General features: G+C 40.3%; 35 protein-coding genes and 1 pseudogene. 33 read left to right on the top strand and 3 right to left on the bottom strand.

Annotated features, from left to right (window positions below; genetic code table 11):
* On the bottom strand, positions 1–303 hold a 303-nt coding region (locus tag FBQ94_RS14410), incomplete at its 3' end, for a DUF6444 domain-containing protein (RefSeq protein ID WP_285442210.1).
* A 153-nt stretch (positions 304–456) separates the two neighbouring features.
* Positions 457–1,092 (bottom strand): annotated as a pseudogene (locus FBQ94_RS14405) (IS5 family transposase); the annotation flags it as partial.
* 319 nt (positions 1,093–1,411) lie between these two features.
* On the opposite strand from FBQ94_RS14405, the gene FBQ94_RS14400 reads away from it, so the two are divergent.
* The 8 genes from FBQ94_RS14400 (at position 1,412) to FBQ94_RS17545 (ending at position 3,875) form a co-directional block, all read left to right on the top strand.
* Positions 1,412–1,777, top strand: coding sequence for a hypothetical protein (locus tag FBQ94_RS14400; protein WP_007220396.1), 366 nt, complete (start codon positions 1,412–1,414; stop codon positions 1,775–1,777).
* 23 nt (positions 1,778–1,800) lie between these two features.
* Positions 1,801–2,016, top strand: a complete 216-nt coding sequence (locus tag FBQ94_RS14395) for a transcriptional coactivator p15/PC4 family protein (protein ID WP_007220397.1) — start codon at positions 1,801–1,803, stop codon at positions 2,014–2,016.
* A gap of 3 nt (positions 2,017–2,019) precedes the next feature.
* Positions 2,020–2,454 carry an ERCC4 domain-containing protein gene (locus FBQ94_RS14390; protein WP_051006127.1) on the top strand — a complete coding sequence of 145 codons (435 nt, stop codon included), beginning with the start codon at positions 2,020–2,022 and terminating at the stop codon, positions 2,452–2,454.
* Positions 2,455–2,548: 94 nt separating this feature from the next.
* Positions 2,549–2,755, top strand: coding sequence for a helix-turn-helix domain-containing protein (locus FBQ94_RS17550; RefSeq protein WP_040543207.1), 207 nt, complete (start codon positions 2,549–2,551; stop codon positions 2,753–2,755).
* A 272-nt stretch (positions 2,756–3,027) separates the two neighbouring features.
* Positions 3,028–3,414, top strand: a complete 387-nt coding sequence (locus tag FBQ94_RS14385; protein WP_007220399.1) for a DNA adenine methylase — start codon at positions 3,028–3,030, stop codon at positions 3,412–3,414.
* Complete coding sequence (locus FBQ94_RS14380) at positions 3,411–3,533, top strand: hypothetical protein (RefSeq protein WP_285442209.1); 123 nt, start codon at positions 3,411–3,413, stop codon at positions 3,531–3,533. The genes FBQ94_RS14385 and FBQ94_RS14380 overlap by 4 nt, the downstream gene beginning before the upstream one ends.
* Positions 3,520–3,693 (top strand): hypothetical protein, encoded by a 174-nt coding sequence (locus FBQ94_RS14375; RefSeq protein ID WP_007220400.1) that lies wholly within the window; start codon positions 3,520–3,522, stop codon positions 3,691–3,693. The genes FBQ94_RS14380 and FBQ94_RS14375 overlap by 14 nt, the downstream gene beginning before the upstream one ends.
* Positions 3,694–3,701: 8 nt before the next feature.
* Positions 3,702–3,875, top strand: coding sequence for a DNA adenine methylase (locus tag FBQ94_RS17545; RefSeq protein WP_007220401.1), 174 nt, complete (start codon positions 3,702–3,704; stop codon positions 3,873–3,875).
* Between the two features lie 368 nt (positions 3,876–4,243).
* On the opposite strand, the gene FBQ94_RS14370 is transcribed toward FBQ94_RS17545, so the two are convergent.
* Complete coding sequence (locus tag FBQ94_RS14370) at positions 4,244–4,438, bottom strand: DUF6722 family protein (protein ID WP_007220402.1); 195 nt, start codon at positions 4,436–4,438, stop codon at positions 4,244–4,246.
* Between the two features lie 351 nt (positions 4,439–4,789).
* Between FBQ94_RS14370 and FBQ94_RS14365 the strand changes: the two genes are divergently transcribed.
* The 25 genes from FBQ94_RS14365 (at position 4,790) to FBQ94_RS14245 (ending at position 24,211) form a co-directional block, all read left to right on the top strand.
* Complete coding sequence (locus FBQ94_RS14365) at positions 4,790–4,921, top strand: hypothetical protein (RefSeq protein WP_285442208.1); 132 nt, start codon at positions 4,790–4,792, stop codon at positions 4,919–4,921.
* On the top strand, positions 4,918–5,613 hold the full coding sequence (locus FBQ94_RS14360; RefSeq protein WP_007220403.1) for a tyrosine-type recombinase/integrase: 696 nt from the start codon (positions 4,918–4,920) through the stop codon (positions 5,611–5,613). Before FBQ94_RS14365 ends, FBQ94_RS14360 begins: the two co-directional genes overlap by 4 nt.
* A gap of 206 nt (positions 5,614–5,819) precedes the next feature.
* Positions 5,820–6,902, top strand: coding sequence for a 3-dehydroquinate synthase (gene aroB, locus FBQ94_RS14355; protein ID WP_040543214.1), 1,083 nt, complete (start codon positions 5,820–5,822; stop codon positions 6,900–6,902).
* Positions 6,903–6,947: 45 nt separating this feature from the next.
* Positions 6,948–8,048 carry a DNA-processing protein DprA gene (dprA, locus tag FBQ94_RS14350; protein ID WP_007220406.1) on the top strand — a complete coding sequence of 367 codons (1,101 nt, stop codon included), beginning with the start codon at positions 6,948–6,950 and terminating at the stop codon, positions 8,046–8,048.
* Between the two features lie 687 nt (positions 8,049–8,735).
* Positions 8,736–9,185, top strand: a complete 450-nt coding sequence (locus FBQ94_RS14345) for an Hsp20/alpha crystallin family protein (RefSeq protein ID WP_007220407.1) — start codon at positions 8,736–8,738, stop codon at positions 9,183–9,185.
* Positions 9,186–9,205: 20 nt separating this feature from the next.
* The gene (locus tag FBQ94_RS14340; RefSeq protein ID WP_007220408.1) at positions 9,206–9,610 is read left to right on the top strand and encodes an Hsp20/alpha crystallin family protein; all 405 of its coding nucleotides are present in this window, start codon (positions 9,206–9,208) and stop codon (positions 9,608–9,610) included.
* A gap of 71 nt (positions 9,611–9,681) precedes the next feature.
* Entirely contained in the window at positions 9,682–9,873 is a 192-nt protein-coding gene (locus FBQ94_RS14335) for a ferredoxin family protein (RefSeq protein WP_083849149.1), read from the top strand.
* 179 nt (positions 9,874–10,052) lie between these two features.
* Complete coding sequence (locus tag FBQ94_RS14330; RefSeq protein ID WP_007220409.1) at positions 10,053–10,247, top strand: hypothetical protein; 195 nt, start codon at positions 10,053–10,055, stop codon at positions 10,245–10,247.
* Between the two features lie 98 nt (positions 10,248–10,345).
* The gene (locus tag FBQ94_RS14325; RefSeq protein ID WP_007220410.1) at positions 10,346–10,696 is read left to right on the top strand and encodes a c-type cytochrome; all 351 of its coding nucleotides are present in this window, start codon (positions 10,346–10,348) and stop codon (positions 10,694–10,696) included.
* A 50-nt stretch (positions 10,697–10,746) separates the two neighbouring features.
* Entirely contained in the window at positions 10,747–11,109 is a 363-nt protein-coding gene (locus FBQ94_RS14320; RefSeq protein WP_040543216.1) for a c-type cytochrome, read from the top strand.
* Positions 11,110–11,266: 157 nt separating this feature from the next.
* Entirely contained in the window at positions 11,267–12,352 is a 1,086-nt protein-coding gene (locus FBQ94_RS14315; RefSeq protein ID WP_007220412.1) for a 6-phosphofructokinase, read from the top strand.
* Between the two features lie 63 nt (positions 12,353–12,415).
* Positions 12,416–13,627, top strand: coding sequence for an NAD(P)/FAD-dependent oxidoreductase (locus tag FBQ94_RS14310; protein WP_040543218.1), 1,212 nt, complete (start codon positions 12,416–12,418; stop codon positions 13,625–13,627).
* Between the two features lie 462 nt (positions 13,628–14,089).
* A complete protein-coding gene (locus tag FBQ94_RS14305; protein ID WP_040543220.1) occupies positions 14,090–14,254 on the top strand; it encodes a DUF1328 domain-containing protein in 165 nt (54 codons plus the stop codon).
* Between the two features lie 65 nt (positions 14,255–14,319).
* On the top strand, positions 14,320–14,661 hold the full coding sequence (locus FBQ94_RS14300) for an ElaB/YgaM/YqjD family protein (RefSeq protein ID WP_007220415.1): 342 nt from the start codon (positions 14,320–14,322) through the stop codon (positions 14,659–14,661).
* A 101-nt stretch (positions 14,662–14,762) separates the two neighbouring features.
* Positions 14,763–15,740: a hypothetical protein gene (locus FBQ94_RS14295; RefSeq protein WP_007220416.1), complete on the top strand. Its 978-nt coding sequence runs from the start codon at positions 14,763–14,765 to the stop codon at positions 15,738–15,740.
* 171 nt (positions 15,741–15,911) lie between these two features.
* Positions 15,912–16,676 carry an SDR family NAD(P)-dependent oxidoreductase gene (locus tag FBQ94_RS14290; protein ID WP_007220417.1) on the top strand — a complete coding sequence of 255 codons (765 nt, stop codon included), beginning with the start codon at positions 15,912–15,914 and terminating at the stop codon, positions 16,674–16,676.
* Between the two features lie 50 nt (positions 16,677–16,726).
* Positions 16,727–17,917: a cytochrome-c peroxidase gene (locus tag FBQ94_RS14285; RefSeq protein ID WP_007220418.1), complete on the top strand. Its 1,191-nt coding sequence runs from the start codon at positions 16,727–16,729 to the stop codon at positions 17,915–17,917.
* Between the two features lie 5 nt (positions 17,918–17,922).
* Complete coding sequence (locus tag FBQ94_RS14280; RefSeq protein WP_007220419.1) at positions 17,923–18,453, top strand: cysteine dioxygenase; 531 nt, start codon at positions 17,923–17,925, stop codon at positions 18,451–18,453.
* A gap of 206 nt (positions 18,454–18,659) precedes the next feature.
* Positions 18,660–19,904 (top strand): Glu/Leu/Phe/Val family dehydrogenase, encoded by a 1,245-nt coding sequence (locus FBQ94_RS14275; protein ID WP_007220420.1) that lies wholly within the window; start codon positions 18,660–18,662, stop codon positions 19,902–19,904.
* 165 nt (positions 19,905–20,069) lie between these two features.
* The gene (locus FBQ94_RS14270; protein ID WP_007220421.1) at positions 20,070–20,573 is read left to right on the top strand and encodes a ferritin-like domain-containing protein; all 504 of its coding nucleotides are present in this window, start codon (positions 20,070–20,072) and stop codon (positions 20,571–20,573) included.
* Between the two features lie 90 nt (positions 20,574–20,663).
* Complete coding sequence (locus tag FBQ94_RS14265; RefSeq protein WP_007220422.1) at positions 20,664–21,122, top strand: MamS/MamX family magnetosome protein; 459 nt, start codon at positions 20,664–20,666, stop codon at positions 21,120–21,122.
* Between the two features lie 96 nt (positions 21,123–21,218).
* Entirely contained in the window at positions 21,219–21,617 is a 399-nt protein-coding gene (locus FBQ94_RS14260) for a DUF4405 domain-containing protein (protein WP_007220423.1), read from the top strand.
* Between the two features lie 151 nt (positions 21,618–21,768).
* Positions 21,769–23,235: a hypothetical protein gene (locus FBQ94_RS14255; RefSeq protein WP_007220424.1), complete on the top strand. Its 1,467-nt coding sequence runs from the start codon at positions 21,769–21,771 to the stop codon at positions 23,233–23,235.
* Positions 23,236–23,354: 119 nt separating this feature from the next.
* The gene (locus tag FBQ94_RS14250; protein ID WP_040543431.1) at positions 23,355–23,933 is read left to right on the top strand and encodes a superoxide dismutase; all 579 of its coding nucleotides are present in this window, start codon (positions 23,355–23,357) and stop codon (positions 23,931–23,933) included.
* A 35-nt stretch (positions 23,934–23,968) separates the two neighbouring features.
* A complete protein-coding gene (locus FBQ94_RS14245) occupies positions 23,969–24,211 on the top strand; it encodes a GlsB/YeaQ/YmgE family stress response membrane protein (protein WP_007220426.1) in 243 nt (80 codons plus the stop codon).
* The last annotated feature ends 202 nt before the right edge of the window (positions 24,212–24,413 follow it).

Genomic DNA, 24,413 nt, shown 5'->3' with positions numbered 1-24,413 from the left:
ATAGTCAGGATTTTCAACTATCTGGAGTGTTTGACCTGGATGCCCCTTCTGGCCTCCCGGTTTTCGTTTGCTCTTTGATTGCAAATCCTTGTATTTCTTGAAAACATCACTGCTCGGTGGTTTATTACTATTGCTGCTATTTTGGGCTAACTGGTTCTCGAGTTCTTTGACTCGATGCTTCAAATGCTCAATGGTAGCGCTTAGTTCCACAACAGCAGCGCTTAATTCACAGAGGGCTCTTACAACTGCTTCCGGGCCAGCATGATATATTTCCAGCGCTTCTTCTGGTGTTAAAGCTTTCATACGTAAACCTTAAGTGAATAACGCTACTAAATCCAGCAAAAAATAACGAATTTGATCATTTTTTTATGGCCTATATCAAAAAGTACCTGAATAGTTACGATTAGAGTCTAAATTCCTTAAAAAGTGTCTAATTTTTATTGACACATTCCAGTTTGCCTGAGGGAGCTTCACCACTTGAAGCTCTATTCCATGCTCTTTTGCATCATCTTTTGCCTGATCACCTGTGTAGCCTTGATCTACAAAGGTTAACTCAACGGATTCTCCTGTTACTTCCTGAATCTCTTGGCATAGCCTCTTCACCTGGGCTCGTTCCTGCTCATTGGCAGGAGTTACATGCAGCGCCAGAAGATGCCCGAGAGTATCAACAGCCATATGGATCTTGCTTCCTTTTTTCTTCTTGTGTCCATCATATCCGGCTCTTCCCCCACTCTCCGGTGTAGACTGAATAGTCTGGCTATCGATAATCGCTCTGGAAGGCTCCTTTTTCCTTCCTTCTGCCAGCCGCAAGATCTCTCGAAGATCATGAACAATGGCCTCAAAGACCCCGGCTCTTATCCATCTCATAGCTTGCTGGTAGATCGTATACCAGGGAGGAAGATCATGAGGGATCATCCTCCAGGCGGCTCCCCCTCTCACCATCCATCTTAAACCATTAAAGACTTCTCTCAGAGAATGATCTCTTTGGGGAGCATCCTCTTTCATCAGGGCCAGGTAGGGGGCGACAAATGCCCATTCAGCATCAGTAACATCACTTGGATATGGTTTTCTTTTGTTTTGATTGGTTTCCATACCCAAATTATAACAATTTTACCTACAAAGTGCATAACACGCTCTAGTCAAGGAATCATTAGGGATAAAGAGTAAAGAAAGGGTTGTAAAACTCTTAAAAAAAAGGTCTTCACTTGGCTATTTTGAGGAGAAAAAATATCCTGGCGGGAAGGCAGTTTTTTACGCCGCAAAACCTATTGTCCAGGCAATACGGACAATTGTCTAACTGTTCTGGACAATAGCAAAGGTGAAAAAATAGCTGCCGATACCACCCAAAAGAATAATGGTACTAATGAAGAAATTATAACTCTAAATGAATTTGAAATTGTGGAGAATGCTAATGACCTATAGAGTTTTGAAGCCCTTCAAGGCAAAAACAGGTGAAAAGGTAGTTGAGTTTAAAGAAGGCCAGGTTATCAAACTACCTGAGCAATCAGCACAAAAGCTAATCGGGGCCGGCAAGATCGAACCGCAGATAAGCTACGAATTAGCCGAGCGAATGGCCATCATGGATGAAAATTGCGAACCTGACCAGGTAAAGCCTTATATTACTAATTTTGGTGTTCTGGTTATTCCGTATAACAGTCCTGCTAAATACCATTACTGGAAGCCTGGCGGCCAATCCATATGCGCCACATTGAAAGAGTTAGGCAGGTGCGATTTAATCGAAAAGTATACACACCCCGATTACTTTAACGGCAATTAAATAAAGAAAGAAAAGAGGAGCCAATGGATAACGGAAAGACATTAGGAGAAGTTATTAAGAATGAAACGGAGAAAATCGTCATTGCAGAAAAGGAATACAAAGGACGTAGGTACATCGATATGCGGATTTACTTTCTAGGTGAAAGCGGTGCCTACATACCAACAAAGAAAGGGGTGACGTTCTCTCCTAAATACCTTGAGGCTATATCAAAGATACGCAGAAAAGGGATAACGACATAAACTATGAAGAAATCTGACATGACCATAGTGCAGGATACACGGGAACAGAAGCCGTTAACATTTCCAGAAGCTAAGGTGCGGGTTGCGACACTCCACACGGGTGACTATTCGCTTGATCGCTTTGAGGATCGGATAACGATTGAGCGGAAGTCACTTTCAGATCTCTTAGGATCGCTTGGGAATGACCGTGATAGATTTATGCGGGAGATACAGAGAATGCAGGTGTTTGAGTATGCAGGGCTTGTTATTGAAGCTTCTATGCAAACGCTATCCAGGGGTAAATGGAGATCGCAAATAACTCCACAATCGGTAATGGGTACGCTTCAAGCCTTAAGCGCAAAGTATGACATTCACGTTTTCCTTGCTGATAATCGGGAACTAGCAGCCAGGACGGTTGAAGGACTTTTGTTCCACTTTCTCAGAAAGCAATATGGTTAAAGACTAGACAAAAACCCACTGTATGTTTTTCACACACTAGAGATAATCAAAAACTCACCACTTACCAAAGCACTTACACATAGGAGAATATAAGATGCAGATAGTAAAGAATGAGGATAGCGAATTTCTTAACTTCACACAGGCAGCGGCGTTACTTGGTGTCTCGGTTGATACCATCTACAGTTGGACAATGCGTAGGACTGTCCCTTTCTACAAGCTTGGCAAGTTAGTGAGGTTTAAGAAGTCTGACTTAATTAAGCATATGGAGTCATTAAAGATTGCGACTAGAGGGGGTGTTTAATGACACCAACAAAAGCCATTAAACTGGAATGTAAAAGGTGCATAGGAATGAAAAGGGGTTTTAAATGTGATAGTGATTTATGCAAACTGAACAACAAGAGGTAAAGAACTGTACAGGAAAGTTACTCTTTGAGGATAGTCCGTGCTATCTGCATCCGTATAGATTAGGACGTAACCCAAAATTGAAGGGTACTGGTAATTCAAAAAACTTCAAGAAGTCATCGACAGATGATAGGCTTTTGGCATCTAAAACTAATCAGAATGCTTTGGGTAATGGTTTTACACATAGAGTATATGAGCATAAGTCTTAAGAGTCCAATCAATCGCATAGGTGGGAAGCATTTCTTAAAAGATTGGCTAGTCCAGCATATACCACAGCACACACTCTATTGTGAGGTCTTTGGCGGTGCTGGACATGTCCTATTCAGTAAGATACCTAGTCGGGTAGAAGTCTTAAACGATATTGACGGACACCTGATTAACTTCTTCCGTGTTCTCCAGCATCCAGAGAAACGGGAAAAACTTATTGATGCTCTTAAATATATGCCTTACTCAAGGTCTCTATGGGAAGAGATACGGGATAAGATGCGCGGTAGAGACACGGCAACAGTTGGCATATTAGGTAAAGGGGGAGAGGAAAAGGCCGGAAGTATCGAATGATTGAATCACGGCTAAAGGAATGCCCTGAGTTATCCGACAGGCAGATTGCAAAAGAATTTGGTGTTGACCATAAAACGGTAGGTACAGCAAGAAAAGATATGAGAGGTGGGGAAAAATAGTGGGGAATTTGCTACGAAATATGAAAAACGTGTTACCGATATTCAAAGAGCGGCTGAATGGTATTACCTTAACCGCTCATGCTTTGGTGGTGATATGCAATCAGGTGGCTTTGCATTATCTTCCGTAACCGGAATAGTATCGATACCTTTCATGATGTAGCCAGGAGATTGCAGGGGGTAACGATTGAATGTCTTGATTATCGGGAATGTATTCAAAGGTATGATTCCAAAGATACGCTTTTCTTCTGTGATCCACCATATTTGAATGCAGAAGGGTTTTACGGCAAGGAAAACTTCTCACAGGATGACCATAGAGACCTTGCAAACTGCTTAACGCAGTAAAAGGGCATGTAATGGTCACACACTATCAGAATGGCTTATATGACGAGCTATACAAAGGCTGGCAAAGGTATGAGTATGAGAGTTTCAAAGGCAGCCACAAGTCAGATGCAGGAGAAGAGAAGCCAGGAACTACAGAAATATTGTACACAAACTTTGAACCTGAACTAAAAACAAGGAGTCTATTCAATGGATTGTAACGATTTCTTCCTGTGCTATGTATGCTTTGAGTTATCATGGCTAGTATGCTTCGGGATGTATTGGTCAATGTAATTAAGATGGCTTCTTTGAATGCCTCTGAGTGTATTTATACCATGCAAGAAAGATAAGGCAAGATGCAATTACTATGATATAGATAATTCCAAGACCTGTCATTTTTTATTCTCCTCTTTATCCAAGATAAAGCCAACGAAAAGGGGAACTATAGTAGCTATTATTCCAACAATTAATATCCAATATTTTAAATGAGAAGGATTCGCCAATTGAGCTACCACTAAAGCAGCAAAATCAATTTTAGCGATATCATAAAAGAATTTAGCAAGATTATTCTTTTGTTTCTCATTCATATACACCAATATTATACACTACATACAAATACATAGCAAAAGATAAAGATAGGTGAGAATAAATCAATAATCCTTGCAATTATGCTTTTTTCGTGATAAGTACGTATGTTAAAAATAAACGGCGTGGACGGACGCATATAAGAATATGCCTGAGGAAACTCAGGTCAAAAGAGGCATCAGCATCTTATACCGCCCTACAAGGTGTTTGTTGCCTCTTTGTGTTTCCAGAAAGGACGGTGATACAATCTATGGCAGTAAGGTATCGTAAGTATTTTCAGGAGTGCAAGCCTATTCCTTGCAATGGTAGGCCAGGTAAGAGCTATTGTCCAGGTGATCGGCCAAAGAGGTCAAATGGTCAATATAAGACATGCGGGACTTGGTGTATTGAGTTTTTTGACGATAATAAAGGAATGGCAATCTCTCACCTTCAAGGACATACGGAATAAGTCAGATGCAGAAAGAGGAAAGAGCAAGACCGGGTGAAGGACTCTGTCATTAATATTGATACTGCCATTCTCACGCATGTGCTGAATACTGCAATCCAGGCAGGCATAATAGACAAGAATCCATGCCAGAATGTTAAACGTCTAAAGGTGTCACAGGTAAAAGACCGTGTCCTATCCAGCAATGAGATAGCTACCATTCTTAGCATGCCACAGGGCAAAGACAAGCTTATGATACTAATAGGTCTCTTTACTGGTGCAAGACTGAACGAAGTGTTAAGCCTGAAATGGAATGATATAGATTTCAGCAAGGGCATAATACACATTACCCAGAGTAAGACAGGTAAAGTTATTACCATACCACTTTCAGGATACCTTATAGATGAGCTAACACAGTACATGGCTATGAGCAATGATGGAAGGGTATTTGAGGATGCAGATATAACCAGAACTATAATTTCAGGCTATAGCGCATACTTTAGCAATCTGTTCAAGGGTATGGGCATTCATAACTTCACCTTCCATAATTTGAGACATACCTTTTCTAGTATACTTCAATCTGAATTAGGTGTTGGTGCTGTGGTGGTGCAAGGCATGACAGGCCATGCAAGTCTAAGTATGCTCCAGAAGTATTCTCATAGTGGTTTAGATAGCAGGCAAAGAGCTATTCAGGCATTAACAGAGCATGTCTTGAATGCAGATAAGAATACTAGCAAAGTGATAGGTCTTTAAAAAAGGTACGGCATAAGTACGACATGAGCTTACACAGGAAAGTTATAAATCGTCTCCTAAGTCAGTATTTACAAGGTAATCCAGGTGTTTTGTTTGTATCCACCCAAATTTCCCTATGAAATCTCTCGTAAATGTTTTATTATTTTTTATCATTTATTTTTACTTTAAAAATCGTAGCAGGAATCTGAAAATTACTAGCAAATTTCATGAAAACCATACGCGTAAATCTATCCGCTAACAGTTATAACATCTTTATAGACAAGGGCATCCTCAAAGGAATTGGGAGCATTCTTGTCAAAGAGAAACAACCATGCAAGACCCTTCTCATTACTGACAAGAATATCGATAGGATTTACAGCCACATCGTAACCGAAAGCCTTGTGCAGCATGGTTTCCATGTTAAATCTTTCACCCTAACGCCGGGGGAAGACCAGAAGTCCCTTGAAACAGCAATGATTCTCTATGAGGCGTGTTTTGATCATAAGCTCGACAGAAGTTCTCTTATCGTTGCTTTAGGCGGCGGCGTGGTAGGAGATATGAGTGGTTTCGTTGCTGCAACCTTTATGAGGGGCATCCCGTTCATTCAGATACCAACTTCACTTCTTGCGCAAGTTGATAGCAGTATTGGGGGGAAGGTAGCGGTAAACCATTGCAAGGGGAAAAACATGATAGGAAGCTTCTACCAGCCAATAGCTGTCTTTATTGATACAGAAACACTTTCAACGCTACCGGCTATAGAGCTTGTAACAGGACTTGTGGAAGTTATTAAATATGGGGTTATTAAAGACGCAGAGCTTTTTGAGTATATAGAGAAATCCTTATATGATATCCTGCAATTAGACCAAAAAGCCCTTCTGAAGATTATTGCCACATCCTGCCAAATTAAGGCAGATATTGTAGCAGAAGATGAGAAAGAAAAACACGTTCGCGCCATATTGAACTATGGACATACTATTGGCCATGCCATTGAAGCGCTTACTCATTATAAAAAATACAGGCATGGTGAAGCAGTCGCTATCGGCATGCTTTACGCCGCCAGGATTGCAGTTGAAATGGGATTGACAGGCAATACCGTATTTGAACGACAGCTTTCCTTAGTTAAAAGGCTGGGATTGCCGCTCTCTACAGGATTAAAACCAAAGGATATCATACAAACACTGTATCTCGATAAAAAGGCTATGAGCGGAAAACTCCGCTTCGTCCTTCCTACGGGAATCGGTGAAGTTATTATATCAGATCAGGTAACCGAAGAAATTTTGTCCCGCGTATTAACGAGTAATTTTGTGTAATCACGAATTCTCTATAATTCTGAACATCCCTCGAGAGGTTAAGCGTTGACAGAATTTGAAGCCCTCTTACGGCTGAACATGACCAAGGGAATTGGTATAAGAACATACAAGACCCTTTTAGAACGATTCGGTTCTTCAGAGGCAATTCTTAACGCTTCCAGAGAAGAACTGGAGGCAGTACATGGCATAGGGCCGAAACTTGCCACTGCCATAATTGAAACGGCCAGAAATATTGATATTGAACCTGAAATTAATTTGGCGAAAGAAAGGAATGTTCAGATATTACCGTATACCAGCGATCAATACCCGAAACACCTCAAAGCCATCTACGACCCGCCGCTTGTCCTCTACGTTAAAGGGAATATTCTCGAAACCGATATCTTAGCTTTGGCTGTTGTAGGCGCACGGCGTTGTACTTATTACGGCTTATCGCAGGCAGAGCGTTTTAGCCGGTTACTTGTCCAAAAAGGATTTTGTATTGTAAGCGGTATGGCGCGGGGAATCGATGCTGCTGCACACCGGGGCGCTATCGATTCCAACGGACGTACTATTGCCGTACTTGGTTCCGGCTTAGGAATAATGTATCCCCGGGAAAATATTGAACTGGCAGAACATATTGTCCAACATGGCGCCCTTGTATCCGAATTTCCTATGAATACACCCCCCGATTTTCGTAACTTCCCACCAAGAAACAGATTAATTAGCGGTTTATCGCTGGGCGTACTTGTGGTTGAATCATCATTAAACAGCGGCTCTCTGATAACCGCGCAGTGGGCGCTTGAGCAGGGAAAAGAGGTCTTTGCCATTCCAGGCAATATTGATAACGTTTACAGCAGGGGTACCCATAAACTGATCAAAGAGGGCGCCAAGCTTGTAGAGGACATTACAGATATTATTCAGGAATTAGGACCCGTTGCAGAATTTCTGGATCGTTGCGATGAATCAGAAACAAACGATCCCCGAAGCCTGTCGCTTAACTCCCAGGAAAAGAAGATATTTTCACTCCTTTCCAGCAATCCAAAAGATATTGAAGAAATTATACAAATCACCGGACTCCCTACCTCTGTTGTCTCTAGCACTTTAATGATCCTGGAGATAAAAAAATTGATAAAACAACTCTCGGGTAAAAGGTTCGTTAAGGCTTAATATTTCCGGAAAGCAATGCAAATTAATCCTCCCTGGTAAATACGAGATATAAAACTGAACTATCAATAACTTTATGCGAATTGTGCTGTAATTCAATCTCGAAAGGGTAGCATCTCAGCGCAGGTATCCTATGTCACCCCTTCGGGGTTCAAATTTTTTTTCTCTTTTTGCTATAATCATGACATCCCTCCGGGATTAGGTAAAGGAGAGACGCAACATCTTGCGTCTCCAAAATCTCGCATCTCTACGAGTATTTCGATGGTAAAGACTAATCAATATACCGTATAGCTGACATTTGAGAGGTTTTTTTAAGCCGAGCACTATAATAATTAAGAACAGATACGGACCGCCCGGAGTTCTCTGTTTTTCTGTAATTATCCTGGAAGTTGCTGTTAATTGAGACCGTTGATATAGTTTTAATTTATTGGCATTTGTATTGCTTATAACTCAGAGAGAATGATAGTATTCCTAATAACTTTTGAATCTATCAAAAATTATTTTTTAGATTAATTTCTCTAAAGTACCGTAATTACAAGACAAATGTAAGTTATGTATACCATAATAAAAAATTTTGGGAGAACTAAAAGCAAAATTGAATCCAGAAGCATAGAACAATTTGTCTAAATTCTTAGATACGTCCAGAAAAAATGATTTCTTAATTTTTTATTACCGGAAAGGGGGTAAAAGGTGAATTTAATAAATTGGGATAAAAAGAATCCTTTAAGTAGCCTTACTCATATACAACATGAGATGAGCGATTTATTGGACTTTTTAAGTTCTGCGCATCAAACAGAAAATTATATAAGTGCGGAATTTCCACAAATTATTGTATCCATAAATGAGGGGAATATTATCGTCCGTGCAGAACTCCCCGGAGTGAAAACCGCCGATTTAAATATTCAGGTAGTAGATGAGGTATTAACTATTAAGGGAGAACGAAAACCAGCTACGGAAACTCAAAAAATCAACTATCTGCGGAGAGAGAGGGATTACGGAACATTTGCCCGCTCTATCATGCTGCCCGAAAGGGTCGATATAGAAAAGGTTGCCGCCTCTTATAAGAACGGTGTTTTAACGGTAAAACTTCCTAAATCTGCCGAAGCAAAGCCAAAACAGATCGAGATTAAAAGAGTTTAGCGAAAAAGGAGAATTTTATTATGGAAAAGAAAGAACATCCAGTCGTTGAAAAAAAGAAAATTTCACCCGATAAATGTGTTGTGACTGGAAAGGGAAGTTGGTATTTTCCTTTAGCGGATATTTACGAAACCGCTGATAATTTCACGGTATTGATAGATATGCCAGGAGTAAGCCCTGAGAATATAACTGTTGATATGCGTGACAATGAATTAATCGTCAATGGCGCTGTTTCCCAAGAGGCATATGCCAATGAGAAGGTAATTTATAATGAATATAATATCGGGCATTATCATCGTCACTTTGTTATTTCAGATGCAATTAACAGGGATAAGATTGAGGCAAAGATGTCCGATGGCGTTTTATCCCTTGTCCTGCCCAAAGCAGAACATGTAAAACCAAGAAAGATCGAAGTTAAGGCAGAATAATCTGGACTATCTTTGCATGCTTCATCATTCATAAAGGGAGATTTCTGTCCCGGAAAGGCATGTAAATAATAATGACACTTGTAGTAGATAAAATAGATTGCGTTGGCTGCGAGGAGTGTCTGCAGGTATGTTCTGCGACAGCTATCATAATGAGCAGAGAAAAGGCAGAAATCGTCCAACAGAAATGCAACCTGTGCGAACGGTGCATTCTTATTTGTCCTGTAAAAGCTATTAAGACTGTATCTACGCACTGCTCCAGATAACAAAGTAAAGTTTACATGAGACCTTCGGCAACTTTTATCTTGCATTAAAATGTAGGGCAAGGCTTTAGCCTTGCTTCCTCGGCAGAATATATGCGCCAGGATAGCAACCCTAAAGGGTCGCCCTGCAGAATAAAATTCCTATGCAGGTGCTTAATTAAAAACTTTCTAAGGAGACGTTTATGACAAAAGTAAAGACTTTTACTTCGCCCTTAAGAATGTTTCATGTTCATAATGAGCTTATTGCTCTGGATAAGGAGGTGAATGATTTTTTACAAACCAATACCATAAAAAGGGTAATTTCTGTTTGTGATAGCACGACAAATACAAATGGAGGTACTATGGGCATAATTCGCGTTGTTACGTATGAGGAATGAATCTTGTCTTACAACATTTTGAAAAGAAGCATCCTGTATTAATGAATAGTTATTCGATTAGGTATTTTTATCAAACTAAATAAACGTGGAGAAAAAACATGGATAAAAAAGGAGCTTTTGTAGCAGTATCGTATGCAATTATTCTTGGTTCAGTTGTTTATTTTTCAGGAAACTCTATTTCAACAGCGGCTGATATCAATGCGAAAGAACTTTACATGACACATTGCAAAACCTGTCATGGCGAAGATGGCAAACCGACAGATCTCGGACTAGGCCTGGAAGCGCGTGATTTTACAAGCCCTGAATGGCAAGCACAAATAAGTGATGAAAAAATTATCAAGCAAATTAACGATGGCACACCTGAAAAAATGTTTCCCTTTAAAGAAAAATTAAGTCAGGAAGAAATTAAGGCATTGGTACCCATTGTTCGGGGTTTTGGGAAAAAGTAATACCAGAATATGTAAAATCTGCTTCATTTTTACGGAGGAATGTTCTATAAATGAGTAACAGAAGAAACGCATTCATTTACACAATATCCATTTTTGCTGTGATATGCTTGTTTAACAGTTTTCCATCAGCTTATGGACAGAAAAATGGACAAATGAATGCAAAGGATTTATTTGAATATCACTGCGTTACTTGTCATGGCAGTGACGGTAAAGGAACGAAAAGGGGACAAGCATTGAAAGCCCCCAATCTTTCTGATGCCAATTGGCAGGCTTCAAGAAAAGATGAAGAGATATTAAATTCCATTATCAACGGTAAGAACAAAATGCCTCGATGGAGTGATAAATTGAAAGAAGAAGAAATACAGTCTTTGGCCAGGTATGTCAGGAAGCTAGCCCCCCAGAAAAGGCCATGATGTGCGATTTTTGTTTTATACTTTCTACGAAAGCCGGGCGATCAATATACAAAATCTTTTTAGTTTGTAACCACTTCTTTATCTCATACCGATAAGGGAGGGGAATAAGGAAGTGGTTACCTTTTAGTAAATTCTAAGAAAAGGAGTGCCTATTGTCATGAAGAAAATTGGTATATTGACAGGCGGGGGGGATTGCCCGGGATTGAATGCTGTTATTCGCGCTGTAGCTAAATCGGCATCATTGAAATATAACTATGAAGTAATTGGAATTGAAGATGGTTTTGATGGTCTTGTCTTACCTAATAAGACACGGGTTTTAACACCTCGGGAGGTTCGCGGCATTCTTCCGATAGGCGGAACAATCCTCGGTACATCGAATAGAGCAAACCCCTTTGAATATAGGATTACAAACAATATCAAGGTTGAGGTAAGAGATGTTTCTAAAGAGATAATCAAAAACATTGAGTTTCTTGGCCTGGCGGCCTTAGTCGTTATCGGAGGCGACGGTTCTCTTAAGATTGCTTACGAGTTATTCAAGATGGGCTGTCCCATTGTCGGCGTCCCAAAGACTATCGACAATGATATCCTTGCAACCGATGTTACCTTTGGATTCAATACCGCAGTGCAAACAGCAACTGACGCGCTGGACAGGCTGCATACCACAGCAGAAAGCCATCACCGGATCATGGTAGTGGAAGTAATGGGGCGTTACGTAGGCTGGATAGCTTTAGAAACAGGGGTTGGCGGTGGCGCAGATGTAATTCTTATTCCTGAAATTCCGTTTGATATTGTAAAGGTGTGCAAAAAAATTAATGACCGTAAAAAGAGCGGCAGTAAATCAAGTATTGTGGTTGTTTCTGAGGGGGCAAAACCAATAGGTGGAGAATTATCCGTCATGGGAAGCGCAGAGAAGGGTGGCAGCGCCGAACGTCTGGGTGGAATTGCGAATAAAGTTGGCGCTGAAATTGCCAAGTGTACTGAAATGGAGGTGCGCGTTACTGTTCTTGGACATCTGCAAAGGGGCGGTACTCCAAATGCCTTTGATCGTATCCTCTCGACACGCTTCGGTGTGGCAGTTGTTGATCTCATTGCCAACAAACAATTGGGCGAAATGGTTTGTCTGAAAGGGCAAAAGATCGAATCTGTTTCCTTGAGTGAGGTGATCAAAGGTCAAAAAAAAGTGCCTACAGAAGAAGGCTTAGTAAAAGCCGCTGAATCGATAGGTATTAATTTTGGGCGATGAGGTTAATAAACGTAATTACTTTATCAAAATTTATGGTAAATACCAGGCGGTGCTCACGTGAGTATGGAATATATTATTATCGGTAATGGTGTAGCCGGAACAGAAGCAGCAAAGAATATTCGTAAACGAGATTCTACGGCAGAAATAAAGATTTTTACGAATGAATATTTTCCTTTCTACTCAAGAATCATGCTCCCCATGCTCCTCGCTAAGGAAGTTACCCTTGAGGAAATTTATGTATACAAGACTGAATGGTATTGGAAAAACAAAATCCAATTGTATCTTAACTGTACGGTAAAGAATGTTGATCACAAAAACCAAACGATAACCCTCAAAGATACATCACATGTTACCTATAACAAACTCTTATTCGCTACCGGTAGCAGCAGTAATTTGCCACCCGTTGAAGGAATTAACACTACCAAAGGGGTTTTCACTTTACGAACTATTGAAGATGTAACGACTATTACAAGACGTGCAGCAGGATCAAAAACAGTCACACTCATCGGCGGGGGTTTGCTTGGTCTTGAAGCAGGAAACAGTCTCAGCAAATTAGGACTTTCGGTAACGATAGTTGAAATCTTTGATCGGCTACTTCCCAGGCAATTGGATGCCGAGGGCGCTGCAATTTTACAAAAGCAAATGGAAGAAAGAGGACTGAAATTCCTCCTCAGCGCCAAGTCTCAATCAATAAAAGACGATGGCCGTACAAAAATACTGGAATTAAACAACGGAAAAACGGTTGAGGGCGATTTTATCGTAGTCTCTGCCGGTATTAAACCCAATATTGGACTTGCAAAGACTACAGGTATCTCCGTAGATAAAGGAATTCTTGTGAATGATCGCATGGAAACCAATATTTCTCATATATATGCGGCTGGAGACGTAGCAGAGCATAAAAGCAGAATATATGGTATCTGGCCGGCAGCGCAAAGGCAAGGGGTAATTGCCGGAATTAATATGGCTGGTGATAATGAGATATACACGGGCACAGTACCATCCACAACCCTAAAAGTAGCCGGCATCAGTCTCACGTCAATGGGCGATATCCTGACAGAAGATAAAACGGTTGAACATATTAAAGCAAAAGACCCTGTCAAAAATATTTACAAAAAGCTCTTTATCAAAGGCGGAAAGATTTTAGGTGCGATTTTTCTCGGCGATGTCAAAAATGCCCTTGATATAGGAAAGCTCATGGAAAAGAAGATAGATGTGAGTAATTATAAGGAAAGGATTTTAGATACAAATTTCGATATCAAAGGTTTATTACAATAGCTTCAAAAGAAAAATTTATGAAAGCCCAAAAGATGCTTTATAACCTTATTGCGCACATTTTGACAGATCTTTTGAAGCAATACAAACAAACATTCATACGTTTTACAAAAATTAAAGCAGTTCTTTACTATATCAAGGCTATTAGAGTTATACGGTTAATATACATCGGTATATTTCTCTTAATTTTGAGCTTCATTATAATGATCAGTGGTTTTCTGTTTTTGCATGTATCGTTTCTTTATTACTTTCCTTTGAGTAAAGAAGTAAAAGCGTTAATTCTTTTTTCACTCGGTATTTTCTATTTTCTGGTCCCCATAGGGGTGTTTCTTTATTTTACTTCACAGAGAGTTTGGATGAAATTTTCAAAGGCAAATAAATTGATACAGGAGATTTTGAAAACGGCTTCTGAAGATAAAAAATAAACTGTTTATTCTCATTTGAAAATACGAAGGAGATATTACCATGCTTTACTGGGCTGCAGTCTTTTTTGTCATATCGATCATCGCTGCACTCTTTGGATTTACCGATATAGCGGTGGCATCTGTTAGTATTGCTAAGATACTTTTCTTTATTTTTATCGTACTTTTTATCATTTCTTTAGTCCTTGGGCTAGTTAGGCGCCTGTAACCTCCAGAAGGAAGCAGGATAGATGAAATTTTACAGACAAGGTAAATTGGAGAAGAAACCGCACTATGGACAACAAAACGAAAGAAAATGCGGGAAGTATATTAAAAATTGATGAAGCACTTGAATTTCTGAATAGAGAATTAGCAGGAAAGAAAGATGAAATTAATCGATTGATCAGTGAAAAATACTCAAACCTCAAAGAGATTATAGGTACGGGTAAGGAAATGATGGAAAAAACAAAACAAACTCTCGAAGATGCTGTGGGTAAGGGAGAAGAAAAAGTAAAAGAAATGACAACAGAAATTGATAAAAGAGTACATACCAACCCGTGGCTGGCCATAGGTATCGCTGCTGCTAGTGGTCTCCTTTTGGGATATATTATTGAGGCAAGTAGACGTTCAAAGTAAGGAGAAGAAAGAAGGGTTTAGCCGATTACTTACTGAAAAACATTCGAATATCAAAGAAGTTATGAGTGAAGCAGCAAAATCATATGAGAGAGTAGACAGATATGAATTTTTTAGAGTTTAAGCCGATTACAAATTCCTTGTTAGCATTTAGTCTGCTTGGCCTTGGTATTATCAATGCAGTATTTATCTCCTTTTTGATTGGCAGGGTTACTCCTCCGAAATATCTAAGATTTTTCCGAATAGCGCATCGTATCACGGGATATATTTTTTTGGCTCTGTATCTATTTATTGGCGCCATAATGTTTAAGAAGCTTGGAGAATTTAGCATGTTGCCGCCAAAGGCAACGATTCATTCGTATATTGGGAGTATTATTTTCCCTTTAATAATAATGAAGATATGTATAAACAGGTTTTTCAGGAAGTTTTATAACAGGTTATCGATGTATGGTGTGATTATCCTCATTGCTGTATACATGCAGATTCCCTTGTACGCAGGATTGTATATATACTCATCAATCAAGAGTAAATATATTTCCCTTATGGAAGATGGAAGGCTTGTATGGATCAATGTAGATATTGGCCGGAGGATCGTCCAGCAAAAATGCTCTACGTGCCATTCTTTAGAAAAGGTTTATGCGTCTGCCAAAACAGAGGCCGATTGGAGGGGTTATGTATCACGCATGCGTATGAAGGATCCAACGATTGTGAATGATCGGGAAGCCCTGGAGGCAGTAGGCTATTTAGTAAAAAATCTAGGGATCGACGAGATGAAGATGGATATACAGGTAGGAATGAGGATTATCCTGGAAAAGTGCCATAAATGCCATACCCTTGAGCGAATATTTACCGTTAAAATGACCCAGGGGGAGTGGGCACAAACGATAGAAAAAATGAGATCATTTGATCCTTTTCTGTTAAATGATTCAGAAGCGCGCCACGTAAATTACTATTTAAGCAAGGTCCTTGCCAGGCAAAAGACAGGGCAAAGTAAACTGGAAACGTACACAATAAGTCAAGACGCATCTTCTGCTCTTTCTCATAAAAAGTGGGATGACAATGTTTTCATATTGTGTGAGTAATGCAGGATAAATTATATGGAGCAAGTCCACCGTACGAAAGGTTCTTTATTGCTAATATAAACGCATTGAGAAAAGCATCATTGCTAGAGGTAAAGTGTACATTTTAAAATTCATATTGTATTTTGTACTTTGCAATTTACATTTCCGACTCGTTTGGATTAGGGGTCTATTATGTGTATAGAATTGTTTAGTTTACGTGATAAAGTTGCCCTTGTGACGGGCGCTGGTAAAGGGCTTGGTAAATCAATGGCATTGGCGCTTTCTGAATCAGGCGCACACGTTGCCGTGGTAAGCCGTACATTATCAGATCTAGAGGCAACCACCAGGGAGGTGCAGGAAAATGGTGTAAAATCCATCCCAATCGTTGCCGATGTTACAAAGTTGGGAGATGTGGCACAAATGCTCGAGAGGGTTTTACATGAATTTAAGACTGTTGATATTCTCGTCAACAATGTTGGTACATTCATGGGCGGTCCGTTTCTCGAATTTTCTGAAGATGAATGGTATAAGCAGATCGAAGTTAATCTCACCAGTACCTATTTGTGTTCAAAGGTTGTGGGAAAACATATGGTTGAGAGACAGAAGGGTAAGATCATCAATATGAGTTCTGCCTTGGGGGTGTTTGGTGCCAGTGGATCATCGGCGTATTGTGTCAGCAAAGGCGGTGTAATCCAATTAACGAAGGCCCTTGCTGTTGAGTGGGCAAAGTATAACATTCAGGTAAATTCCATAGCTCCATATTCCATGGAGACTGAAAAGACAAGGGTTATGCTGGAGGACGAAAAGGTTAAGAAGGCGATAGTTTCAAAGATACCTTTGAAACGCATCGGCCAGCCTGGAGATCTCTCTGGCGCTGTAGTTTTTCTGGCTTCAAGGGCATCCGATTATATTACAGGACAGGTATTATTTGTAGACGGTGGGTTTTCGGTGCAGTAAAGAACATGAACGGTATTAATAACTTATCAATGTCTTGGAGGTTTTTTGTTATGAATTCTGTTGTAAGTGTAGTAAATATTGCGAGATGTGTTGCTGGAGGTATTATTTCTTTGTTCTTTATCATGCAAATGGTACAGGGTGATGATCTAGTGCGGTTCTCCTCCGCAGATTATTTATCACCTGTAATACTTCCTGTAAATGATCAGCAGGCAAACAGCGAAGAGGATGAGGAGGATGAAACAGCTAAAAAGCACGCAGCCCATGCTAAAGATATAGCGAAATTCCCACCCATAGGACCTCTTTCACCGGCAAAAATACCTGCTGATAATCCTCAAACGCCGGCAAAGATTGAATTAGGGAAAAAACTTTTTTTTGACCCTCGCCTTTCCGGAAATAATTGGATTAGTTGTGCCACGTGCCATAATCCTGCTCTGGGCTTTGCAGACGGATTGCCCAGATTCATAGGAGGGCCTGGCTCTAAGGAAGGCGGCCGGCACTCTCCGACAATTATTAATTGTGCTTACAATGAATTACAATTTTGGGATGGACGCGCCCCAACCCTGGAAGCACAGGCAATAGGCCCTGTACAAAACCCTGATGAAATGTTTGAAACCCTGGATAGTGCCGTAAGAAAGCTCAGCAAGCTTCCTGATTATGTCAAAGCATTTCAAGAGGTATTTGGCACCGGGGTAACTGTTGATGGCATAGCCAAGGCGCTGGCAGCATTTGAACGCACAATAATCTATGCAAATTCTCCCTTTGATAAATATATGCAAGGCGATGCAACTGCCATGAATGAATCAGCCAAACGAGGTATGAATCTGTTTAACGGCAAAGCAGAATGTATTATATGCCATAACGGACCTAATTTTACCGACAATAAATTTCACAATATTGGTGTACCGGCAGAAGGTCCGATTAAGGAAGATTTAGGGCGGTATAACATTACAAAAAACGAATCTGATAAAGGGGCATTTAAGACGCCTACCTTGCGGAATATCACAGATACAGCTCCTTATATGCACGATGGATTTTTTCCGACATTATTCGAGGTGGTACAATTCTACAACGTAGGTGGGGGAAGGAGCGAAAACAAGAGTCACCATATTCACTCCTTACGCCTGACTCCTGAAGAGGTTAATGACCTTATTGAATTCCTGAAGGCATTAACGGGTGAACCTGTTCAAATTACATATGAAGCGTCGCCGATTATCTATCCCAATTTACCAAAGAGCTTTTAATATATATGGATACCCTTTTAAAAAATTTTATCGACCGTCTGGAATCTTTACCAGATAAACCATCTTCCGATACCCTGAAAACATGTTTATTGGAAATAGATAGAAGGCAATTACCGATTAAGGAATATACCGGTTTTTCAAGCCAGGGATACAAAAGAAATGTTGTTCATGTAAGCGGCAAATGCGAGATTGCCGTTATCTGCTTTAAAAAAGAACAGTTTACTCCGATACATGATCATGGCGGCTCTATTGGCGTCACGATTGTCCGGGAAGGCGCCATGACAGAGGAGCTTTTCATAAAGCAACCTACCGGTATGATTACTCCTACGTTTACCCGGAAGTATCGCAAAGGTGAGTTGGCTTACATAAATACTGCAACCATTCATCGTATATCGAATACCCATACCGATGATCTGGTCACTATTAATATATATTTTCCACCGCTAACATTAATGAATCTCTATAATTTGGGAAATACTCAGGTAGAAAAATGGTTTGCCGATTACTCCGATTTCAAGGGTCTAATTCCCCGTTGATTCATTATGGGAACAATCTTTAGTCTTAAAAACCCAACACTATCCCATACTTTTATGAATTGGCTCCTTGTCCTAAAGACTAAAGGATCTCTTCTCTAAGGCCCTTTATGTTACTCCGGGCACAGGAAACTCATAGACAGGACAAACTATTTCTTTCGTCCCATGGAGTTTTGGTAATTTGTTTCTTTTGCATAAAAGAGGAATGAATGGTAAATGGCCCTTGGCAAACAGCGTTAGCACAGCTCGACCATGTGTCTGAAATAATGATGCTTCCCGACAGCGTTCATCAATTACTCAGAAATTTCGATCGTATATTAACTGTTTCTGTGCCCATACTGATGGACAATGGCTCTCTGAGGGTTTTCAATGGATTTCGTGTACAACACAATGCATCACGCGGTCCCTATAAAGGAGGGGTAAGATATCATCCGGAGCTTACTCTTGAAGACTTACAAGCCCTGGCGATGGAGATGACATGGAAGTGTTCCCTGGTAGGAGTGCCGTTTGGGGGTGCTAAAGGCGGCATTATCTGTAATCCCAAAACACTTTCAAAGGCAGAACTGGAAAGACTTACACGGCGTTATACGTATGCTATTATGCCTATTATCGGTATAGAAAAAGATATCCCCGCCCCTGATATAAATACCAACGAACAAATTATGGCGTGGATGATGGATACTTACAGCATAAATAACGGTTATTGTACTCCGGGAATTGTAACGGGCAAACCACTCAATATAGGTGGTTCTTTAGGACGGAAAGATGCAGCCGGACTTGGCATTACCTTTGTTATCGAAAATGTCATAAAAAATATGAAGATGGAGTTAAAGGGACTTACCGTAGCAATCCAGGGATACGGAAACGTTGGGTCGACCGTTGGGAAGTTTCTCTATGAATCAGGCTGCAGGATTATTGCTGTAAGCAGTTCGAAGGGAAGCGTCTATAATCCAAAGGGTTTAGATCATCATGCCCTTATAAGATATTACAAAGAAAACGGCTCTTTTGAACATTTTCCGTATGCCGAAAGCATAACAAATGAAACCTTATTGGAATTACCTTGTGACGTGCTCATACCCGCAGCGATGGGAAATCAAATTACTAAAAAGAACGCGGGTAAAATAAAGGCCAAGATACTTGTTGAAGGAGCCAATGGACCAACAACGCCAGAGGCGGATCATATACTTGCCGAGCGTAAAATACCGGTTATCCCTGACATACTGGCTAATGCAGGCGGTGTAATTGTCTCGTATTTCGAATGGGTGCAGGATGTACAGTGTTTTTTCTGGTGTGAGAAGGAAATAAATACCAGACTGAAAAATCTTCTGAACCAGGCTTACGAAGAAGTCCTTCACGTTTCTCATGAAAGGGGATTTACCCTGCGTACCGCCGCCATGATCCTGGCTATAAAAAAGGTTGCCGATGCAATTTCAGTAAGAGGTATATATCCGTAAATAATGAGGCTTATTTTAATGTATAGGAAATTCAAATACACCACTACACGTCTTTACGATTGAAAAGTCACCAAAGGCCTAATTAATATTCTTTGTGTCTCAGTATCTCTATAATTTTATTGTTAAGAAAAATCTTGTAAGAACTATGTGAGAGAATAAGACGATATGAAATATGAAAATTTTAACGACGGAGAGGCATTAAAGCTCGCTATAAATATCGAGGAGGAAGGTCTGGAATTTTATTCCACACTGGCAAAAAACGTCAAAGATACCAAAGTAAAGGAGATATTTTCAAAACTGGCATCTGACGAGAAGGATCATCTCGCACACTTTCAAAAGGCCTATCATGAAATAACCTCTTCGGTAACTGCAGCAGAGGTTTGTGAAGGTTATACGGTAGACTTATATCTAAAACATCTCATCGATACAGGTATCTTTACCCAAAAAGATGAAGCAAAGAGGCTAGCGAAAGAAGTAAAGACAGATATCGATGCACTGAAAATCGGTATTCAGGCAGAGAAAGATTCTATTCTTTATTACAGCGAAGCTGCAAGAAATACCAGACATACTGCAGGCAAAGCTGCATTTGAACTTTTGGCAAATGAGGAGAAAAAACATCTCAAATTGCTTGCGGAACAAATAAAAGTATTAAAGAAAACGGTGAAATAGTCCGATTCTGAACACTATCTTTACGCTGGTTTTTTTCCACCCGGAATAGGTACTTGGGTAGGCTAAAATAACAAAAGAAAGGGGCATACTATGAAAAAAATCGTGATATTAATGGCCATGATAACTATTTTTAGCTTTTTTTCCGCTACCAAATCGTTTGCTCAACAAGAAATGCAATGGAGAGGCGGCGGTGGCTGGGGAATAGGATCCCCCTATGGCAGGATGTATGATCCAAAAACCGTTGAGACTATCACAGGAGAAGTGGTGAGCGTAGATACTATTACTCCCATGAAGGGAATGGGCTATGGTGTGCATTTGATGGTAAAAACAGACAAGGAAAAAATTTCCGTCCATTTGGGACCAGGATGGTATATTGAAAATCAGGATACAAAGATCGAGCCAAAGGACAAGGTTGAGATTACCGGCTCAAAAATCACCCTTGAAGGGAAACCCGCAATTATTGCTGCTGAGGTTAAAAAAGGAGAAGAAGTATTAAAGCTTCGTGATGAGAAGGGATTTCCCCTATGGAGTGGTTGGAGAAGACGCTAATACAATTGAAGCCTACCCAGTTCCAATATACTCATAGTATCTTAATTATTTATTCGTTATACATAAGCATTTGCACAGGAATTACCGGGGTACGTGATGGATAAACCAAAAGCGAATATTGTAATTGACACCTTGATGTTTCTTTGTATGATGGCAATTGTAGGGATTGGAATGCTTATAAAGTTTATCTTACTGCCTGGCAAGAAAGCTGCGGTTGTCTATGGCAGAAAAGTAGATTTGTTGTTATTTGGATTGGACCGCCATGCATGGGGAACAATTCATCTTATTGTTGCCTTCGTCTTTTTAGGTTTACTGGCGCTTCATATCATTTTTCATTGGAAGATGATATTTGTGTTGTACCGCAGATTATCAGGAAACAAGGTCACAAGAAGGATCATTGTTACCCTTGTTGTCATTGTTAGCGTTTCTCTTGTGGTTTTACCCTGGATTATAAAACCAGAAGTGCAAGAATCCAGTCAAAAGAGAAGGCATTAACAAAAGAGTAAGCATTGTAATGCAGGAAAGGAGATAGATACAACCAGATACTCAAACCAAAAGAACTAAGGATATATGAAGTAGCAGGCTCGTGTAAAAATGTGACAGAAAAATCTTTTCCCAGTCCCTTCAAGGAAGAAAGGAAATAAAAATGAGACAAGGAAGAGTCCTATACGGAGGCTCTTTACTAATATTATTTGTTACGATACTCATGGCTGCAGATTTACTGCGCGCTCAGGAAGAAAGACCCGTAAAAACCGGTACGAGGGAAGAAAAAGGTGTAAAGACAAGTACACAAAAAAAGAACGCGGTAAAAACCAGCTACTTGCCGGTAGCTGTAAATGAGCCGTTTGATGATATAATGACCCGAATGAAGGCTGATAAGCCTGGGGTAATGAAACGACATATGGATTTACTGAATGAGCGTTACGATTTAAGTAATAATCCAGCCAAAGACGTAGCTATGTCTCGGGGGAAGCCTATTCAACAAGGAGTACGGGTTAAACTTCCGAAAAACATGACGTGGGAAAATCTAGCCGCTGTGACTCCGGAGGAAATTCAGGAGAAGGACCTTTTTCCGAAAGGATTCATGCCGTTCCCTCATCCAAATCATGCAGAGGGAGGTATGGTCTTTCCCAAATTCCATATTGATGAGATCAAGAAACAAGAGGGAAGAGATCTTACCCGTTTTGACCTGGATTTCGATTTGCCGGATCATTTTTTACCGGAGTTTCCACCGCCTATCTTTTTAACCACACGATCTGATTTAGGCGATGTCTCTCAGGGTAAGGTAGTAACTATTGCTAATTATTATGATTTATTGAATGGAATATTGAATCCAAAACAGCTTGAGGGATTACGATTACTGGTAACGCCTTTTCCACAACAGCAATTTAACCAAACGGAGGACCGACGATCAGAACAGCCAAGCCGTGGAACTACGTGCTTTGATTGCCATGTAAACGGCCATACCAACGGCACTACCCATCTTGTTGGCGATATTCGCCCACAGGAGTTTCGCCACCGCCTTGATACTCCATCCCTTCGTGGAGTGAATATTCAACGGCTTTTTGGTTCGCAACGTGCCTTAAAAAGCATTGAGGATTTCACAGAATTCGAACAGCGAGCAGCTTATTTTGATGGCGATCCGGTCATTGCTACAAAAAAAGGCGCTAACATCCTTGAACGGGGAAGTCAGGTGCATTTCATGGCGGAATTCCAGGAGCTATTGGACTTCCCGCCGGCTCCCAAGTTGAATATCTATGGCATGCTGGACCCGAAAAAGGCAACAGAAGCAGAACTTCGCGGACAAAGTTTGTTCTTCGGGAAAGCCAGTTGTTCCATTTGTCATCAACCGCCATACTACACTGACAACCTCATGCACAATCTTAAAACGGAACGTTTTTACAAACAGCGTATGGTCAATGGACAGATGGCAAGCGCTGACGGTCCTATCAAGACCTTTCCGTTACGCGGCATTAAGGATTCACCACCCTACCTGCACGATGGAAGGCTACTAACTTTAGAAGATACTGTCGAATTCTTTAATTTAATTCTTGAAACAAAACTTACACATAAGGAAAAGGAGGATCTCGTCGTCTTTCTAAGAACGCTATAAAGGAGATCATCATGCTGAACAGACGTGAATTTTTAACATTAGCAGGCATAGGCAGCGCATCTGCATTATTTAATTTTAATAACCCTTTATTTGCACAAATAACAGAGGAGGAAAAAGCTATGTCATATACTGCAAAAGATTATTCAAAACTTATTGGAATGGAAGGATTTAGCGAAACTATTTTAAAAAATCATTTTACACTCTACCAGGGATATGTAACAAACACGAATAAAGTTCTTGATACCCTTAATCAGATGTTAAAAGAAGGAAAGACAGCAACCCCTGAGTTTTCTGAGTTAAAGAGAAGGCTTGGATGGGAATTCAATGGAATGCGATTGCATGAATATTACTTTGAAAATCTCGGCGGAAAAAGCGGTATTAATAAAGAGGGAAAGCTTGCAAAAAAAATGGCAGAGGACTTCGGTGATTATGCAACATGGGAAAAAGACTTCAGAGCGGTAGGAGCAATGCGGGGTATTGGATGGGCGGTTCTCTATCAGGATAGCACGAATGGAAGGCTTATCAACTTCTGGATAAATGAACATGATGTTTCCCATCCTGCCGGATGCAACCCTCTTTTGATCCTTGATGTATTTGAACATGCCTTTATGCTTGATTACGGTCTCAAGAGGGCCGATTATCTTGAGGCATTTTTCAAGAATATTAACTGGTCTGTAGCAGAAGCAAGATTGAAATAACATTAATTATCATGAGGAAAAAATGAGGAACAATAATGTACCTTATCATTTGGATTATTAGCGGTATTGTTGCAGGCTGGCTCACAGGACTCATAATACGGGGAAGAGGTTTTGGTCTCATGGGAGACTTGATTATCGGGATATTGGGAGGTATTCTTGGAGGATGGCTGTTTGCCGTGTTTGGTCTCCTCGTTATTGGCATAATTGGAAACATCATCGCGGCTGTAATTGGAGGTATCGTGTTGGTCGCTATTATTCGTATCCTGCGGCGAGCATAGAAAATTAATCAAAATAGTGCGAAAATTTATACAAATGTTCAATAGCAGCAGAAAGACTTTTCCGGCGCTTCGTTATTTCGAGAAGCAAATCTTACAGAGGAACCCCCTCCCTTTCGAGACTGTGTCGTAATTATCAAAATTTTTTATAAAAAAGCGGACTCTCGGAGAGATAAAGAATGCGGGATGTGATAGAATATACCCC

Origin of the sequence: Candidatus Jettenia sp. AMX1, from assembly GCF_030263775.1 — a bacterium.
In the GTDB taxonomy this organism is placed as follows: domain Bacteria; phylum Planctomycetota; class Brocadiia; order Brocadiales; family Brocadiaceae; genus Jettenia; species Jettenia caeni.
The sequence above is the reverse complement of the archived record's forward strand: the minus strand, read 5'-3'. Positions and strand labels throughout refer to the sequence as shown.